This is a genomic window from Paenibacillus phytohabitans (assembly GCF_013141775.1).
In the GTDB taxonomy this organism is placed as follows: Bacteria; Bacillota; Bacilli; order Paenibacillales; family Paenibacillaceae; genus Paenibacillus_AQ; species Paenibacillus_AQ phytohabitans.
Map to the genome: position 1 here is coordinate 118,703 of NZ_WHOB01000021.1, position 18,157 is coordinate 136,859.

General features: G+C 50.6%; 11 protein-coding genes. 7 read left to right on the top strand and 4 right to left on the bottom strand.

Translation table 11 applies throughout. The annotated features are described in order from the left end of the window. Positions 1 to 176: 176 nt before the first annotated feature. Positions 177 to 1,457 carry a bacillibactin exporter BcbE gene (gene bcbE / locus GC101_RS08780; protein ID WP_171716911.1) on the top strand — a complete coding sequence of 427 codons (1,281 nt, stop codon included), beginning with the start codon at positions 177 to 179 and terminating at the stop codon, positions 1,455 to 1,457. 11 nt (positions 1,458 to 1,468) lie between these two features. Here the strand turns inward: bcbE and GC101_RS08785 are convergent, their stop codons facing one another. Beyond that, positions 1,469 to 3,337 carry an ATP-dependent DNA helicase gene (locus GC101_RS08785; protein WP_246354237.1) on the bottom strand — a complete coding sequence of 623 codons (1,869 nt, stop codon included), beginning with the start codon at positions 3,335 to 3,337 and terminating at the stop codon, positions 1,469 to 1,471. Positions 3,338 to 3,684: 347 nt separating this feature from the next. Here GC101_RS08785 and GC101_RS08790 point away from each other — a divergent pair, with 347 nt between their 5' ends. From GC101_RS08790 to GC101_RS08810, 5 genes are all read left to right on the top strand, one after another. Further along, complete coding sequence (locus GC101_RS08790) at positions 3,685 to 4,755, top strand: SGNH/GDSL hydrolase family protein (RefSeq protein ID WP_171716912.1); 1,071 nt, start codon at positions 3,685 to 3,687, stop codon at positions 4,753 to 4,755. Between the two features lie 235 nt (positions 4,756 to 4,990). Continuing rightward, positions 4,991 to 6,187 (top strand): ATP-binding protein, encoded by a 1,197-nt coding sequence (locus GC101_RS08795; protein WP_171716913.1) that lies wholly within the window; start codon positions 4,991 to 4,993, stop codon positions 6,185 to 6,187. A gap of 24 nt (positions 6,188 to 6,211) precedes the next feature. Beyond that, entirely contained in the window at positions 6,212 to 11,926 is a 5,715-nt protein-coding gene (locus tag GC101_RS08800; RefSeq protein WP_171716914.1) for a HAMP domain-containing protein, read from the top strand. A 998-nt stretch (positions 11,927 to 12,924) separates the two neighbouring features. Then, positions 12,925 to 14,136 (top strand): sensor histidine kinase, encoded by a 1,212-nt coding sequence (locus tag GC101_RS08805; protein WP_171716915.1) that lies wholly within the window; start codon positions 12,925 to 12,927, stop codon positions 14,134 to 14,136. Between the two features lie 70 nt (positions 14,137 to 14,206). After that, complete coding sequence (locus tag GC101_RS08810) at positions 14,207 to 14,842, top strand: serine/threonine-protein kinase (protein ID WP_171716916.1); 636 nt, start codon at positions 14,207 to 14,209, stop codon at positions 14,840 to 14,842. Positions 14,843 to 14,864: 22 nt separating this feature from the next. Here the strand turns inward: GC101_RS08810 and GC101_RS08815 are convergent, their stop codons facing one another. From GC101_RS08815 to GC101_RS08825, 3 genes are all read right to left on the bottom strand, one after another. Next, positions 14,865 to 15,332, bottom strand: coding sequence for a hypothetical protein (locus tag GC101_RS08815; RefSeq protein WP_171716917.1), 468 nt, complete (start codon positions 15,330 to 15,332; stop codon positions 14,865 to 14,867). Further along, entirely contained in the window at positions 15,325 to 15,792 is a 468-nt protein-coding gene (locus tag GC101_RS08820; RefSeq protein ID WP_171716918.1) for a hypothetical protein, read from the bottom strand. Before GC101_RS08820 ends, GC101_RS08815 begins: the two co-directional genes overlap by 8 nt. A 261-nt stretch (positions 15,793 to 16,053) precedes the next feature. Continuing rightward, entirely contained in the window at positions 16,054 to 16,914 is an 861-nt protein-coding gene (locus GC101_RS08825; RefSeq protein ID WP_171716919.1) for an AraC family transcriptional regulator, read from the bottom strand. 152 nt (positions 16,915 to 17,066) lie between these two features. Between GC101_RS08825 and GC101_RS08830 the strand changes: the two genes are divergently transcribed. Beyond that, the gene (locus tag GC101_RS08830; RefSeq protein WP_171716920.1) at positions 17,067 to 18,125 is read left to right on the top strand and encodes a glycoside hydrolase family 88/105 protein; all 1,059 of its coding nucleotides are present in this window, start codon (positions 17,067 to 17,069) and stop codon (positions 18,123 to 18,125) included. Positions 18,126 to 18,157 lie beyond the last annotated feature (32 nt).

Genomic DNA, 18,157 nt, shown 5'->3' on the forward strand with positions numbered 1-18,157 from the left:
CTCCCCCTTTATACAGATAGCATATTCTGGCAAAGTTGGATATAGGACAACCAAAAAAAGGCCCGCGAAAGATCGCGGCCACTTTCTATAAATTGTTGAGCGTTACTGCAGGGTGTATAAATAATGCCGTAAGAACCACAATAAGCAGGATGTGATTACAAAGAAGGTGGTTCGCCATGAAAGGTTCAAAAGGAGCATTAATTGCACTTGCTTCCATTCCGTTAATCATGACACTTGGCAATTCCATGCTGTTGCCTATTCTGCCGCAGATCTCCAAAAAGCTTGGTATCAATGCTTTTCAGGTCAGTATGATCATCACGGTGTATGGCCTGATCGCCATCTTGATGATTCCGGTTGCCGGTTATCTGTCAGACCGCTTTGGGCGTAAAATCGTTATCCTGCCCAGTCTCATCCTTGCGGCCATAGGCGGAGCTATTTGTGTTGCCGCTGCCTGGTTCTTAACCGGAATAACTGCCTATTGGGTCATCCTCGGAGGGCGTCTAGTCCAGGGGATTGGAGCCGCAGGAGCTTTTCCGATCGTCCTCCCCTTCGTAGGCGATCTGTTCAAGGATGAGAAAGAGGTTAGTAAAGGGTTGGGAATCATTGAGACCTCCAACACCTTCGGCAAAGTATTAAGTCCGATCCTTGGCGCGTATCTCGGTACATTGCTATGGTATGCACCCTTCATCGCGATTCCGGCCTTGTGTCTGATTTCCTTTGCGCTTGTTGTGTTTCTCGTCAAGAAACCAAAGTCAGAGGAGAAGGCCGAAAAGAAAAGCATTGGGCAATTCTTAACCGGCATTAAAGAAATCCTGCATGAAAGGGGCCGCTGGCTGTATGCCATATTTGCGATAGGCGGAATCTGTATGTTCGCAACCTTCGGTGTGCTGTTCTATTTATCGGAGACGCTGGAGTCGGAGTATAACCTGCATGGGGCTTCTAAGGGATTTGTACTGGCCATTCCCCTTGCACTTCTGTGTCTGGCCTCTTACGGAAGCGGCAAAATCATCGGCAAAAACAAGCTGTTAATGAAATGGCTCGGTTTCGGAGGTATGGCGGTGCTTACAGCAGCTATGCTGATAACAGGCTTTAGCCAGAATATATACTTCATGGTAGGCTTCTTAAGTTTAAGCGGTGTCGGGATTGGTGTGGTTCTGCCCTGCATGGATGCATTGATCACGGAGGGGATTGAAAAAGAGAACCGCGGTACAATCACCTCCTTATACAGCAGCATGAGATTTATCGGGGTTGCACTGGGCCCGCCGGTCGTGTCACTTCTAATGAACCGGGGACATTGGGTTTTATTCGGTACTATGGCAGCCGTAGGGGCAGCTGGCGGGCTTCTGTCCTTTTTCGCCGTTACTCCAAGCAAAGGAGAGGCTGGAGGCGAGAACAATCTGAAGCAAACCAGCATGAAGCATAAAAAAGGAAATCCGATGCGCCAGCGTGTCCGTTAGAGTGGCTGATATCAAATTTTATCAAATTTCTCCTGTACAAACTTCTCCAGCACCCTGAAATCCTCGGTAACCCGCTTGAAGGGCAAAGCCCCCAGCACCTTATCCCGGTAGTCCTTACGGGCTCCGGCGGACAGGCGGGAATCGAGGATGCTGAGCACACCCAGGTCTGTTTCACTGCGGATCAGACGTCCCGTGCCCTGTCTTAACCGGAGCAGCATGTCCGGGACGAATACGTCTTTCAGGGGGTTCTCAGCCAAAGAGGCCTTATATTCATAGACCGGATCGGCAGGAACCGGGAAAGGGAGCCGGACCACAATTAACTGCGATAAATCAGAGCCTGCGATATTTACGCCCTCCCAGAATACCCCCGTACTCAGCAGAACGCCTTTACTGGCCCGAAATTCAGCGATTACCCCATCCTGGGACGAGCCTTCCCTCTGCACATGCAGCGCCCAATTAAGCTTCTCGGCGCTTAGCTTCTGATGAATGTACTTCATATCCTCTTTTGCCGAGAAAAGCACCAGTGTCCGCCCGTCCGTCAAATTGCAGAGCCTCAGCATCTCCTTGTACGCTGCTTCCAGATAGGCTTCCCGGTTGTTGTGGTTATAATAGGGAACGTTCCTGGCAATGTACATCAGGGTGTGGTTATCGTAATCAAACGGTGAAGCCTGGCGCTCCATATAATCTCCCCGGTATCCGAGCGACTCTGTCAGATAAGCATATTGTTCCTCCAGCGTATCTCCGGTCTGGCACAGGGTTGCTGACGTTAAGATGACAGAGGTCTTCCCGTTAAACAGGCTGTGTTTCAGGAACTGGCTTATGCCTTTGGGACAGATGCTGACCGTGCTCTCCCCCCGCGTATGGCTTGCCCAGATCAGGTAGTTGTCCTCCGCTCCGGCGAGTACAGCAAAGAGGCTGATAAGTCCGTTTATGGCTTCAAAAGCATTGTCAATCTCCCGCTCACGCCGGGAAGTGAAGACGGACAGGCTGAGACTGAACTCTCTCAATACCTGAATTCCCCGCTGCAGCGGGACTCCTGTAATCTCCGATACTTTGATCCGGTCATTGTCCTGCTTGGCTGTGTGCAGCAGATCCGCCTCTACCTTTCTGAAAATATCCCCGGCGCATCTTTTTATAAATTTATATTGTGCCATTAGCTCCTTATCTGCGGATTGCCTGAAAAGAATCTGTAAGGCGTCCTCCAGTATGCGGCAGGTTCCCCGGAAGGTGAATTCGAGCGTTCTTGCATCTCTGACCTTTGCTTCGAGATTATGCGCTTCATCTATTACGATCAGCGCCGGCCGTTCCGCAATTAAGCCCTTAGTTCCTTCCTTCTTCTTAATCAGGTCACGGATAAGCAGGTCCTGATTAACGATGATGAAATCCATGTCGCCGGGGCCGGCATTAATTTTGGCCCTCATCTCGTAGAACGAGCAGGTGCTCCGGTAATTGCATTGCTCAAATTTGCAATCATTCACACAAACGCCGGACCATACCGCATCGCTAACACCGCCGTCAATATCTGCCCGCTCATCGATCCCGTAATTCACAATACGCTCGGCAAGCGCAGACAGGGGGGAAGCAGCAGCATCCGGCTTGATTAGTTCAGCGGCCCTGTACCGGCAGGCATATTGCCCCATACCTTTCCCGACTACGGAGCGGACTGAAGTGAACCCGAGCCGGCTGCCGATGAACCGCAGATCTTTATGGATCTGTTCGGAGAGCTGGATGGAGGAGGTGGCAATAATGACCGGCTGCCGGGAGATCTGGTTAATGAGCAGGCCGGGGATAAGGTAGGCAAAAGACTTGCCGATGCCGACTCCGGCTTCAATCATCGCATTGCGGCTATGTACATAAGCATCCGCGATATCCAGAGACATATCCTGCTGGCCGAGCCTCTCTGTGAGGCCGATCCTCGGAAACCGGTCATACATCCGGAAGATGGCATTGACCAGAGCGGGTTCGATGTCCTTTTTCAGCTCCCGCTTCTGTAATTTATAGAGATCATTTAACCAGCTGATAACGACCGCCCCTTTTCTATAATCAATGATGTGCCTGTCCCGTATCTATTTGGGTGAGGTTGTTATTATCATAGATGAAGCGCTAACAGTCAAGGGTTAGAATGTAATAGATCCGTGCAATGCTCCACTCTGTGTCAGACCGTTCTTGAAAACAAAAGGCGCGCCTGCTACTGTTACTGTTATATAGAGAGAAGGAAGGTTTATAGATGACAGAACACATGCAAGTATTCAAAGCTACGGAGACATATGTGAAATTGACCGGCCGGACGCATTACAGCAATGATGTGCTGTGGCTGGCACTCTCCGGCAGCGGTATCGAATTTTCATTCTATGGCACCAAAGCGGAGATTACCTTGAAAGCTGATAATATTGCCTTAACCGGTAATAATCTGGCCAGGATTGGCATCTGTGTAAACGGAGTACGGGTCATTGACGATCAGCTGGACACGCTGCTTAGAACGTATACGATATTTGAGAGCGAGACGGAGCAGGAGGTCAGGGTAAAGGTCACCAAGCTGTCTGAGGCGGCAATGTCCACGGCAGGGATTCAGGAGATTGCTGTCCATGCAGCGGATGGAATCAAACCCGCTCCGGCAAAAGTACATAAGATCGAATTCATCGGCGATTCCATTACCTGCGGCTACGGCGTGGATGATGAGGACGGACTGCATTCCTTCTCCACAGCTACAGAAGATGTCACCAAAAGCTATGCTTATCTGACGGCCCGCCATCTTGATGCGGACTATAGTATGGTTTCGTATAGCGGCTATGGCATTATTACAGGATACACAGAAACCGATCAACGGCTGCTGACACATCTTCTCCCGGATTATTATGAACAGGTAGGCAAGTCCGAGGGTAAGTTTGACGCTGTTCTGCTGCCCCAGGATATTCGTTGGGATTTCAACAGGTTTGTGCCCGATCTGATTGTCATCAATCTCGGAACGAATGATGATTCCTACACCAGAGACGATACCGGCAAGCAGACGGAATATGCCAGGGAGTATGCTGAATTCCTCAAAATGGTCAGACGCAATAACCCCCGTACACCCATTCTGTGTACGCTGGGCATCATGGGAGACAGATTGTATCCTTATGTCGAACAGGCAGTGAAGGGATATAGTCAAGAAACAGGAGACAGCAATATTTCTGCCATGAAATTTGATGTGCAGAAGGCAGCAGATGGATACGCCTCCGACTCCCACCCTTCCCAAGCTACGCACAGCAAAGCGGCCCGGAAGCTGACGGCTCATATCAAGGGGCTTATGGAGTGGTGATACAGAGAAGCTTGATCGGGCAGGATAATATCTGCTCTGAATATTGCCCAAAGAAAGAAAGCGGCCCGTCCACGGACGATCGCTTTTTTTGTTTTCCCGGCACTGGTGCATACATAGAGAACAATGGGAAAGCTATAAGGGTAAAGGGAGTTTCGATATTTGAAATTATGGGTATATAAGCTATATTTTCGAAATAAAACTTCAGCAAGCCACAAGTCGGAAAGTGAGGGTCCTCATGGATTTCCCAGTCAACATCCTTCTCGTAGACGATCACCCCGAAAACTTGCTTGCCATTGAGGCCGTTCTAAGCGGAGAACCCTACCATCTGTTTCGGGCATATTCCGGGGTAGAGGCTTTGCGCTGTTTATTGGAAGAAGAATTTGCCGTCATCGTCATGGATGTGCAAATGCCGGGAATGGACGGGCTGGAGACGGCACGCCTCATCCGGACCCGGGAGAAAAACAATTACGTGCCTATCATCTTTATGACAGCGACCAGTAATACAATGGAGGATATCTTCGCAGGCTATTCGGTCGGCGCAATGGATTATATGACGAAGCCCTTCGTCCCGCAGCTGTTCAAATCCAAAATCGAGGGGTATGTCAGCATGTATGAAGCTAACAAAACCCTGCAGATCCAAAGCGACATGCTCAAGAAACAAGCGAAGCAAATGGAGAAAACGAATCAGGAGCTCAGAGAGGCAAAGGAAGCCGCGGAAATCGCCTCCCGTGTGAAATCGGAATTTCTGGCCATGATGAGCCATGAGATCCGGACTCCGCTGAATGGGATCATAGGCATGTCTGATCTGCTGCTCACCTCCGATCTGCCGGAAGAATATGCTGAGATGGCAGGAATTATCCACACGAGCAGCAATGCGCTGCTTTCGGTCATCAATCCTATTCTCGATTATTCCAAAATTGAATCCGGAAAGATGGAAGTGGAAGAGGCTCCGTTCTCCCTTCAGGACTGCCTGAATGAAACGATTGATTTGTTCACAGCCAAGACCAGGGAACGGAATCTGGAGATGGCTGTGACCATAGATCCTTCGGTTCCGCCTTATCTAACAGGGGATATGACCCGCCTCCGTCAGGTATTGAATAATCTGGTGGGCAATGCAGTGAAATTCACCCATGAAGGCAGTATATACATAATGGTTAACAAGCTGTCCGAAGAGGCGAATACGCTTACGCTTGAATTTACAATTAAAGATACGGGCATCGGAATTCCCCCGGATAAGATAAACGAGCTGTTCCAGCCCTTCTCCCAGCTGGATGCCTCTACAACACGCAGGTTCGGAGGCACAGGGCTGGGATTATCGATCAGCAAATCTTTAGTTGAATTAATGGGGGGCAGCATCCGGGTAGAACCGTCGAATGAACCTGGCGCCACCTTTGTTTTTACAATTGCAGTCAAGACAATTCCAAGTAAATAATGCATAAGGGGCAGGGTTGATACTATGAGCGATCAGAACCAAAGCAAAGAGATAAGCGGGGAGCAGATTGACGCCGGCGAATTGCTCAACGCCTTAATGGCGATGAAGAAAGGAAACTTCTCGCACAGAATGCCCTATGACCGCACGGGAATAGCCGGTAAGGTAGCGGATACCTTCAACGAGATCATGGATATTCAGGAGAGTCTGGTGAATGAAGTCCAGACAGTAGCCAGGGTGGTCGGTAAAGAAGGTAATCTGTCGCGCAGATTCGTGCAGAAGAATCTGGGCGGCTCCTGGGAGACCATTACCGATTCGCTGAACGGGATGGTTATTGACTTAATACAGCCGACCAGCGAGATGGTCCGGGTGATTAACGCCGTAGCCAAAGGCGATCTGTCCCAGAAGGTGGAGCTGGAGATCGAAGGACGGCCGCTCACTGGTGAATTCCAGCGGACGGCAAGCAATATTAACATGATGGTGAATCAGCTCAGCACATTTGCCTCCGAGGTTACCCGGGTAGCACGCGAGGTCGGCACGGAGGGCATTCTGGGCGGACAGGCAGATGTCAAAGGGGTATCGGGAACCTGGAAAGACTTAACCGACAGCGTGAATTACATGGCGACTAACCTTACGGATCAGGTACGTAATATCGCGGCGGTAACGACTGCTGTGGCGAACGGTGATCTGTCAAAGCAAATTACAGTAAATGCACGGGGAGAAATCCTTGAGCTCAAAAATACGATCAACACCATGGTGGATCAGCTCTCCATGTTCTCTTCCGAGGTTACTCGTGTAGCGCGTGAGGTTGGTACGGAGGGTAAGCTTGGCGGGCAGGCAGACGTGAAGGATGTATCGGGTACATGGCGCGATCTAACCGAAAGTGTAAACTACATGGCCTCCAACCTGACCAATCAGGTGCGTAACATCGCGGTTGTGACCACTGCGGTCGCAAACGGCGATCTGTCGAAGAAGATTACTGCCGATGTCCAGGGCGAAATCCTGGAGCTCAAGAACACCATCAACACGATGGTGGATCAGCTGTCGACCTTCGCTTCCGAGGTTACGCGGATGGCGCGTGAGGTCGGTACGGAAGGAATCCTTGGCGGACAGGCGGATGTTAAAGGCGTATCGGGCACCTGGCGGGATTTGACGGAAAGCGTAAATTACATGGCCTCGAACTTAACCAATCAGGTCCGCAACATTGCCGAAGTAACAACTGCCGTCGCTAAGGGCGACTTATCGAAGACAATAACCGTTGATGCGAAAGGCGAGATTCTTCAGTTGAAGAGCACCATCAATATTATGGTGGATCAGCTCAGTAACTTCGCCTCCGAGGTGACGCGGGTGGCACGGGAGGTCTCGACGGAAGGAATTCTCGGCGGTCAGGCGGATGTGAAGGGCGTATCCGGCACCTGGAAGGATTTAACGGACAGCGTTAACTTTATGGCGGGTACCCTGACCGATCAGGTGCGTAATATCGCTGAAGTGACGACGGCGGTGGCCAAGGGCGACCTGTCCAAGCAGATCACGGTAAATGCGACCGGCGAAATCCTGGAGCTCAAGAACACCATTAACACGATGGTGGAGCAGCTCTCTACCTTCGCTTCCGAGGTTACCCGTGTGGCGCGCGAGGTGGGTACCGAGGGCATGCTGGGCGGACAAGCCCAGGTTAAGGGCGTTGCCGGGACCTGGCGGGATTTGACCGAAAGTGTAAACTACATGGCCTCGAACTTGACCAATCAGGTGCGTAACATTGCTGTTGTAACGACGGCAGTAGCGAACGGAGATCTGTCCAAGAAAATCACTGCCGATGTCCAGGGTGAAATCCTGGAGCTCAAGAATACCATCAATACGATGGTGGATCAGCTCTCGATGTTCTCCTCCGAGGTGACGCGCGTGGCCCGTGAGGTAGGTACAGACGGCAAACTTGGCGGACAGGCGCAGGTGAAAGGCGTCGGCGGAACCTGGAAAGACTTGACCGAGGGCGTAAATAATATGGCCCGGAATCTGACGGACCAGGTGCGGAATATTGCGGACGTTACGACGGCGGTAGCCAAAGGGGATCTGTCCAAGAAGATTACCGTAGATGTCAAAGGTGAAATTCTGGAGCTGAAGAATACGATCAACACCATGGTGGACCAGCTCTCGATCTTCGCCTCCGAGGTTACGCGTGTAGCGCGCGAGGTCGGTACGGACGGCAAACTCGGGGCGCAGGCAGAAGTTAAGGATGTTTCCGGTACCTGGAAGGATCTGACCGATACGGTCAACTACATGGCCAGCAATCTGACCATTCAGATGCGCAACATTGCCGGTGTTACGACAGCGGTAGCGAACGGCGATCTGTCCAAGAAGATTACGGTAGACGTTAAAGGCGAACTGCTTGAGCTGAAGAACACGATTAATACGATGGTGGACCAGCTGAATTCGTTCGCTTCCGAGGTTACGCGTGTGGCGCGCGAGGTCGGTACAGACGGTAAGCTGGGCGGACAAGCCCAGGTGCGCGGCGTCGGGGGGATCTGGAAGGATCTGACCGACAACGTTAACATTATGGCGACCAATCTGACGGATCAGGTGCGCGGGATCGCCAAGGTTGTGACTGCCGTTGCGAACGGTAATCTGAAGCAGAAGCTGACCGTGGAAGCCAAAGGTGAAATCGCCGAGCTGACTGATACCATCAATAATATGATCGAGACGCTGGCGACCTTCGCCGACCAGGTGACCACGGTGGCGCGGGAGGTAGGCGCCGAAGGGAAGCTGGGCGGACAAGCCAGTGTGCCTGGAGCAGCAGGAACGTGGCGTGACCTGACCGACAACGTTAACTACATGGCGAGTACGCTTACCACACAGGTGCGGGCCATTACGAATGTTGCCACGGCGGTAACGAATGGCGATCTATCACGGGCCATCGACGTATCCGCCTCCGGGGAAGTCGCGACACTCAAAGATAATATTAACGAAATGATCCGGAACCTGAAGGAGACGACCCGGATCAATACAGAGCAGGATTGGCTCAAAACCAACCTTGCCAAATTCTCACGGATGCTGCAAGGGCAAAGGGATCTGTATGCGGTGAGCCGTATGATCCTGTCCGAGCTGGCTCCGCTTGTATCCATGCAGCATGGGGTCTTCTACATCAATGAGCCTTCTAACGGTGAAGCGGTTCTGAAGCTGTTCGCCAGCTATGCTTACCAGAGCCGCAAGCATCTGGCGAATGAATTCCGGGCCGGGCAAGGGCTGGTCGGCCAGTGCCTGATTGAGAAACAGCGGATTCTGCTTACCAATGTGCCGGGAGACTATGTTGTGATCTCGTCCGCATTGGGAGAAGCTACCCCGCTTAATATTATTTTGCTGCCGATTATTTTCGAAGACCAGGTGCTGGCGATACTGGAGCTGGCCACCTTCCGCCCTTATAGTGATATCGATATCGCCTTCCTGGATCAGCTTACAGAATCCATCGGCATTGTGATCAACACCATGCAGGCGAACCAGCGTACGGAGGAATTGCTGATCCAATCACAGTCGCTCACTGAGGAGCTCCAGAAGCAGCAGATGGAGCTGCGGAGTACGAATGACGAGCTTGAGGATAAAGCGAAGCTGCTGGTGCTGCAGAAGGCGGAAGTGGAGAGCAAGAATCATGAGGTAGAGGTAGCCAAGCGTTATCTAGAGGAGAAAGCGGAACAGCTTGCGCTCACGTCCAAGTACAAATCCGAGTTTCTGGCCAACATGTCGCATGAGCTGCGTACCCCGCTGAATTCCTTGCTGCTCCTGGCAGAACAGCTGGCCGAGAACCCGGATGAGAATCTTCATGAGATTCAGGTGAAGTTCGCGAAGACCATTCAGGACTCCGGACTTGAATTGCTTAACCTTATCAACGATATTCTGGATCTGTCCAAAATTGAATCGGGCACGATTACGCCGGATTACAGCGAGGTTTCTCTGGCAGAGCTGACAGACGGGCTGGACCGTACCTTCCGCCATATGGTGGATGCCAAGAAGCTGGACTACCGGATCATCATTGATTCCGGCGTGCCGGCCAGAATAGCAACGGACTTCAAGCGGCTGCAGCAAATTCTGAAGAACCTGCTGTCCAACGCCTTCAAGTTCACGGAGCAAGGGCAGATCATGCTGCAGATCCGCAAAGCAGGCGAGGGCTGGCATCCGGAGAATGAATCGCTGACGCGGGCCAAAACGGTGATCTGCTTCTCTGTAAGCGACACGGGAATCGGTATCCCGCCTGAAAAGCAGCAGATTATCTTCGAAGCCTTCCAGCAGGCGGATGGCAGCACGAACCGGGAATACGGCGGGACAGGCCTGGGTCTTGCCATATCCCGCGAGATTGCCGAGATGTTAGGCGGAGAAATCACGCTGTACAGTGAAGCGGGCAAAGGGAGCGTCTTTAATCTGTACCTGCCTACTGAAGCGGAATTCACCGAGCCGGAGATCCCCAAGGCACATGTTCCGGAGGTGATCGATATCACCCCAACCAAACGCAGAAGTAATCTGGCTAAGCCGGCAGATGACACGTTCCTTGATGACCGGGATCAGATCGGGCCGGGGGACCGTGTCTTCCTGATTATTGAGGATGACCAGAAGTTCAATGAAATTATGCTGGATATGCTGCACAAAAAAGGAATCAAGGCTGTGATTACATCCAGCGGCTATGATGTGCTGGAGCTTGTTCATAAGTACCAGCCGATTGCTATAACACTTGATCTGCATCTTGGCGGAGACGCCGACGGCTGGCTGGTACTCGAGCAGCTGAAGAACGATATTGAAGTGCGGCATATTCCGGTCTGTGTGATGACGGTCGATGAGGATGAGGTACTGCTGTTACAGCGGGGCGCTCATGATTACTTCCGCAAGCCGGTGACCAATGAAGAGCTGGAGAATGCGCTCGACCGTCTGAACCAGTTTGCGGATAAGAAGACCAGGAATCTGCTGGTGGCGGTCCAGAATGAGGAAGAGCGCAAGCAAATCATTGAGCTGTTAAGCAACTCTGATATCAGTCTCACGGCAGTGGACACGGCACGCAAAGCGCTGAACCAGATCAATACCAAAGAATTCGATTGTGTGGTACTAGACAGCGGCTTGCCGGAGATGAATCTCATCCGGTTTATCCGGGATATGTACAAGAACGCGAAGAACAAAAAGGTTCCCGTCCTGGTTCACATGAGCAAGAAGCTGACACCGGCGGAAGAAAGCGAGTGGGATGAGCTGGTCAAAATGGCGGTGCTCAAAGAGGTGAAATCGAATCTCCAGCTGATCGATGAAACGACCCTCTTCCTGCACCGCAAGGCGGAGAACCTGCCATCCGGTTCAAAGGATAAGCTGGTTAAGCTGCATCACTCCGATGAAATGATTGAGTCTAAGAAAGTGCTTGTAGTGGATGATGATATCCGGAACATCTTCGCACTCACGTCCATTCTGGAACGTCATCAGATGAAGGTCATCCCTGCGGAGAACGGGCAGGATGCCATCACTCTTCTGGAACAGACACCGGACATCGAAATTGTCCTGATGGATATCATGATGCCGGGGATGGACGGCTATGAAACGACCCGTGCCATCCGGCTCAAGCCGGAATTCAAGGACCTCCCCATTCTTGCGCTGACGGCGAAAGCGATGAAGGGAGACCGGGAGCTGTGCCTCGAAGCAGGCTGCTCGGATTACATTACCAAACCGGTCAACAGTGCACAGCTGTTATCTATGATGCGTACATGGCTGGATAACGGTAACTAAGATTTATAAAAAAGGAGCCGACCCCCAAGCCGTGAAAAGGCTGCTTGGGTCAGGCTCCTTTACCTGTTTCAAGGGGGAACATAGCGATAGTTGTATAATGTGCAATTAAAAACAGCGAAAGGGTATGCTTGCATCTTATAACTGTAATCTGTACAACTAAATCTGCCTGAACGGGTGAAACAATCTGCAAATGGAAATTTAATTGCACGAAATACAATTAAACAGATAATCGGTTGAAAATCAGACGATTTAGTTGTACAAAATACAACTAAATATACCGGAGGGATATACCTTTATCGGTTCATTGCAAGCCCTCACATTTCATTCACTGCCTGAATACGGGCGGGGAATTCCAGACGAGCGGAGAAGACAATTTGAAGACGCTGGAGCTTGTTTTCGAAACGTACAGAAGCGCTGAGGAACATAAGGTTATACATTTTTGAGCAACTTTAGCGCCGTGATGGGTTCATTATAAATGTAAAGAAGCCCGCGAATAGAGAAAATACAGACGCACTGATTCCAAAAAGTAATACTAGCCGTATAGAAGCCTGGACATTATTCGCAGAATTGATTATGAGGATGAATACACCCAGTATGGCTCCAATTATGAAATATAACAAAACATGTGTAATCATGTTGCGGTGTTAGATGGCTCTATCTATATACAATGAAGCAGGAGTTACAAGGATATGATCATTGTGAATACAAGTGACAGAAGTAATGCAGAAAGTAAAGAAGCGAGGAGTCTGATCAAAGCAAGTAAATCCTCCTTTAACTGAAATTGGAAAAGTATAATTATGATCGTCTATTAAGATTTTAAAGTATCCAGAGGATGATTACCAACACCCCAAACTACTCCGCCTAAGCGGAAGGCTTGGGGTGTTCTATATTTATACAAATGTATGTTTTAAAATTGAAATAAATATGGATTTGCTTTATTTTTAAGCAGGAAAATATAAACATATATTGAATACATCAAGCAAAGAGGGAGGATGGAAATGGGATACAGTGAAAATCAGTTGCGCTCGTCATTAACACCGGCAGTTTCAATGATTCTGAACACTCATTATCACTCTGTAATCATGAAAAACCCCCAATTCGCCTGGTTCATAGAGACGCATAAGGAATTGCTGGATGCAACCTTCACGATGACCTTAATGTCTATAATAGAAGCATTGTTCCTGGGGCCTTCTGATTATGAGCAGTACCTGCACACACAGGGGCAAGAGGGGTTTGCACAAGGGGCTTATACTGCAGAGATATTCGGCGACCATTTTGATATCCTGCTTGAAATGAGCAAAGATTTGAACTTAACCGCCCAGAATATGATGTTCGGGACCATTGAAGCGCTTGTGGATGATTCGGCGAACCGGCTGTTTTTCTATAATCGGCTGATGGAATCCAACTGGACCCGGTTTACCGGCTTCGCTCAAGGTTATTTGTCTAATAAAGACCAGCAGATCGACAATCTGCATGAACAAAAAATCGCGGTTATGGGACAGATGGCTGCAGGCATGGCACATGAAATCCGTAATCCGCTGGCTTCAATCAAGGGCTTCGCCCAGCTTGTGAATAATAGGCTTAATGAGCCTGAGATCAAAGCTAATGAACTGCGTGCCTATATGGATATTACAATTAAAGAGATCGATACGCTGAACGGTTTAGTTACGGACTTCCTGATGCTGTCGCGGAAAGGGGATCATGCGAAGAATAGCGGCGTAGTGTTTAATGTAATCGAGGTTATACATAGAGTGAACAACATTGTGAATCAGCTCATACTTAGCGGCGATATTATTCTGGCAGTGGATTATTCGGATGAGACTATTCTGACTTTCGGAAATGCCTCACAGCTGGAGCAGGTCTTCCTGAATATTTTGAAGAATAGCATTGATTCCTTCACCGCATGCCAAGGCAGGATAGATATTACAGTGACCACGGCGGATGAGACCCATGAAATCATGCTGATCTTCAAAGACAATGGCGAAGGGATACCGCCGGATAAATTAAAACGGATCTTCGATCCGTTCTTTACCACTAAGCTAAAAGGGACAGGCATCGGCTTATCCATCTGTAAACAATTAATCGAAATGTACGGCGGCCAGATTAGGGTAGATTCGGAACTTCAGGCAGGAACCAGCGTGAGGGTAACTTTGCCGTGGGTGTGCGAATCCAATGAGGGTGTGGAGGGTGGTCTGTTAAATGCCCGGTAGGGAGCTTTGGTGTGCTGGCGTACACTGGAAGGATAGAGCAATTATCGAACTGAGCTGCGGGGTGAGTGGAATGGAGAAGCTGATAGAACGGATCAAGGGTGAGTTATTGGCACAAGCAACGATAGAGAGTGTTGATCCACTGGAACCCGTGAAGGTCCGCAGCGTGCCGAAGCCCTGGAGGGTGCTGGGAACCGGGAATTACGCCGCCGTATTCTATCATCCGGAAGCTCCCGGTTATGCAGTGAAGGTGTACGCCCCGGGCAGGCCGGGCCTTGCGGAAGAAGCAGAGGTGTACCGCCGCCTCGGCCGTCATCCGGCATTCTCCGAATGCTATTACAGCGGACCGGACTTTCTGATCCTGAAACGGCTGCAAGGAGTTACCTTCTATGACTCGATGAAAAGGGGAATTCTCATCACCGCGCAGGCCATCGAAGATATTGACAGCGCGCTGGGTTATGCCCGGTCCCGCGGACTCCACCCGCATGATGTCCACGCCAAGAATGTGATGGTTCAGGACGGCCGCGGCCTGATCGTAGATATATCCGATTTCCTGAAGGATGAGGACTGCAGCATGTGGGAGGATTTCAAGAAGGCGTATTATCACCTGTACCGGCCTGTTGCCTCCCGCTGGATGTTTCCGGTTCCCCGGCCCATTCTGGAGATCGTCCGCAAGGGCTACCGGTTGTGGCGGTGGTTGAAGGAATAAGCTGGACGGTCACTTATATCTATTACCGGAGGATGGAATAGTAGGCGACCGATTCGTCGATTAAGCGGGATAACGTCAACTCACGGAAGCGGCTGTTTACCGGGTATGGAGTAAAGGCGGCATGAGAGTTTACCTGATGCGCATGTCTTCCGTGCCCCGCGGTAACAGGAACCCTGACCTGAAGAATGCCGGATAAGGCGGTTTGCAGCAATCCAAGCTGACCTGTTGCCCACTCCTGCTCCTTGCGGCGCAAGGTTACCACTATCTCCTCCACTGTTGAATGGTGAATACATCTCAGAGGAGCCCCCCATCTCGTCAAATCAAAGGATTGTCCACTTCGTGTAATCTCGCATGCCCCGTAATGAATTTGTTCTCCCCAAGTGAGCCGCAGCAGCAGATATAATGAACCGGCCCGGACCGGTCTGTCGGCGAACGAAGGAGTGGTATCAAATGCAAAGAGTTCAATCTGCGACAGCTTGTTACTATTCATGGATGCCGCCCTCCTGAAGTTCCATAGGCACTATTGATGTTAAATGATGGGTTTGTTTCGCCCCGGCCAGATAACTGGTAAGCTGGGCTTCATTCTCGCAAACGACCGTATGCTCCAGCCAGATACTATATTTAGTTTTACGGACAACAGACAGATGCAAGGGGAATTTGTCACGGGACCGGAGGACATACCTGCCGTCAGGCATACTTTTCCAGGGTTCCTTGAAGGCTGTCCACAAAGCCAGCCGCTTGCGCGTCTGCCAGTCACGTTCCTGCTGCTTGTCTCGGATGCTAGTGTAAATATTGTACAGCACCTGTTCATTCGAACAGGACACAACATACCGTTGCTTGCCCTCTTCGTACCACAGTACCCCAAAGCTCGAAAACTCCAGACTGACCGGATCCAGCATATGAGGATGAACGCCCAAATAATAGGTTGTCGATGTCTGTATCTCTGCCACTCTTCAAGACTCCCTCCAGTAGTTGCTCACAGGAACTCAGCACAGGTGTTAATGGGAATCATACACGCAGTTCTATTCCATGTAAAAAGCGCAACCGGCGTTAAAAGTCAGCCATAGCACATATCCGGGCAGAAAGTGAAAATAATCCTGCTTATTCTTGGTGTCAGCATGGTTTTTCTTCCGTATACGTTAGTTTGTTGCCTTCTTAACGGGATCTTAACTGATGGCAGAATAGTCTTATAAGTTCTTAATCCCGCCGCTTCACCGCCGTGATTTCCGGTAATCCCGGGGCGGGAGGCCGGAGATCATCTTGAACACCTTGCCGAAATGGGTGAGGCTCTCGAAGCCGCAGGCTTCCGATACTGCCGTGACGCTGAGGTCCCTGTCCCGCAGCAGGCGTTCGGCTTCCCGGACCCGGGTGATGTTCACGTATTCGGCGAACCCGAAGCCGGTGATATGCTTGAATACGCGGCTGAGATGGCTTTTGCTGATGAAGAACTTCCTGGCAATTGCCTCAAGCTGCAGAGGTTCTCCATAATGCTGATTGATATGGCGGACGATATCCGTAATCTTATCCTGGACCGGTGAGGGTTCGTCATCCGCCTGCGAGCCGCGTCTCAGAATGGTACGGGCGGTATACAGCAGCAGCTCAACGGCCATGTTCCGGATATGCAGCGTATAGCCCGGAGGCTGTTCGATGATTTCGTTCATAAGCGAGAACATCAGGCTCTCTACATACAGGCGTTCCTGAAGGTTGAAGCGGATCAGCGGATGGTTATGGATAAAAGGAGTCTGGAGCAGCTGTTTCTCCTCCGCTGTGAACCCGTCAAAGAAGGATGGATCGTAATAGACAACAATCCGTTCATAATTAGGCTTGTCGAGCTCGGAGGTTTTGTGCAGGGCGTTGGAATTCACGATTACAAGATCTCCCGCCCGGATATGGTAGATGCGGTCCTTGACGAAGTACTTTCGTTCCCCGCTGAACAGGTAGAAGAGCTCATGCTGAATATGGTAGTGATTATTGGTCATGGAATAATGGCCGATGCGCCGGTCAAATTCGACCTTGAACGGGTCATCATCTGAGCCGAAGCGCAGCATGCCGGGAAGGGATTGGACAGACATAGGGAACTCCTTTCGTTACAATCTGACTAATACTTTTATTATAGCAAAATAAATGGAATATGCGTATTTTTGCGCTTAATTGCGGAGTAATCCCATTTATATTGTGTTAGTCTGTTTACGCGAAGCAGGCTAAATATTCATGGGAGGAACAAATGATTACTAACATTACCTTAAATACGAATGCGTTTGAACAAGGGCTGGATAAACTCTGGAACAAGCTGAATGGCACAGATGAACATGACAACCTGAACTATTGGGAATGGGTTCAGGGGGTCGCTTTGTACGGTGTGATCAAGGCTTATGAGGAGACAGGGCAGACGAGATACGCGGCTTTTCTCCAGCAGTGGACGGCAGATAACGCGCATCAGGTAAGGAACGGTTCGGTCAACTGGGTTGCGCCGGCGAATGCGCTGCTGAGTGTGTACCAAGAGAATAGAGACCCAGAACTGCTGAAGCATTGCAGGGAAGTTGCGGACTGGTGCGTCCATGGAGCACTGCGGACTACAAACGGGGGCTTTGCGCATGTGTGGGGGCCGGGAGCCGGCGGACTTGAGGATTATAAGAACCAGCTGTGGATTGATACCTTGTTCATGGCGGGGATTTACATGCTGCGCTTTGGTGTCGCGGACCAGAACCACGCTTGCACCGAAGAAGCACTGCATCAATTCGATATTCATGTGGATTGTCAGTTCGATCCGGCCAGCGGACTCTACAGCCACGGCTATCATTGCCTTGCGGAAAAGCGCCTTGGCGAGCATTGGGGACGCGGTAACGGCTGGGCGGCTGTCAGTGTCATTGAGCTGCTGAACCTTATGAACGGGCAGCCTTATTCTACGGACAAGTATGAACAAGTGTTCAAGCAACAGATGGAGAGCGCTTACGGGCTCAGGATGAAGGACGGTCTGCTGCGGACACTGCTGGATGTGGAGGAGTCTTACCCTGAGACCAGCGGCTCGGCCTTGTTTGCTTATGCAGCGCTTAAGGGCCACCGGCTTGGCATTCTGGATAAGAAGTACCGTGAATGGGGAGCGCAGATTGCCATGGAAATTCTGAACAATCATCTTGCCGAAGACGGCACGGTGCTGCATGCCTCCGGCGGGACAGACTGTCAGGATGCCGCAGGATATTTGCAGGTACCTTACGCCCCGAGACCATACTCAACCGGAGTTGTAATGATGCTGTTCAGTGAGGCGTTGGCGCATCACTGCTGACGGATGTTGATATTTTGAAGCTTATCTTGATT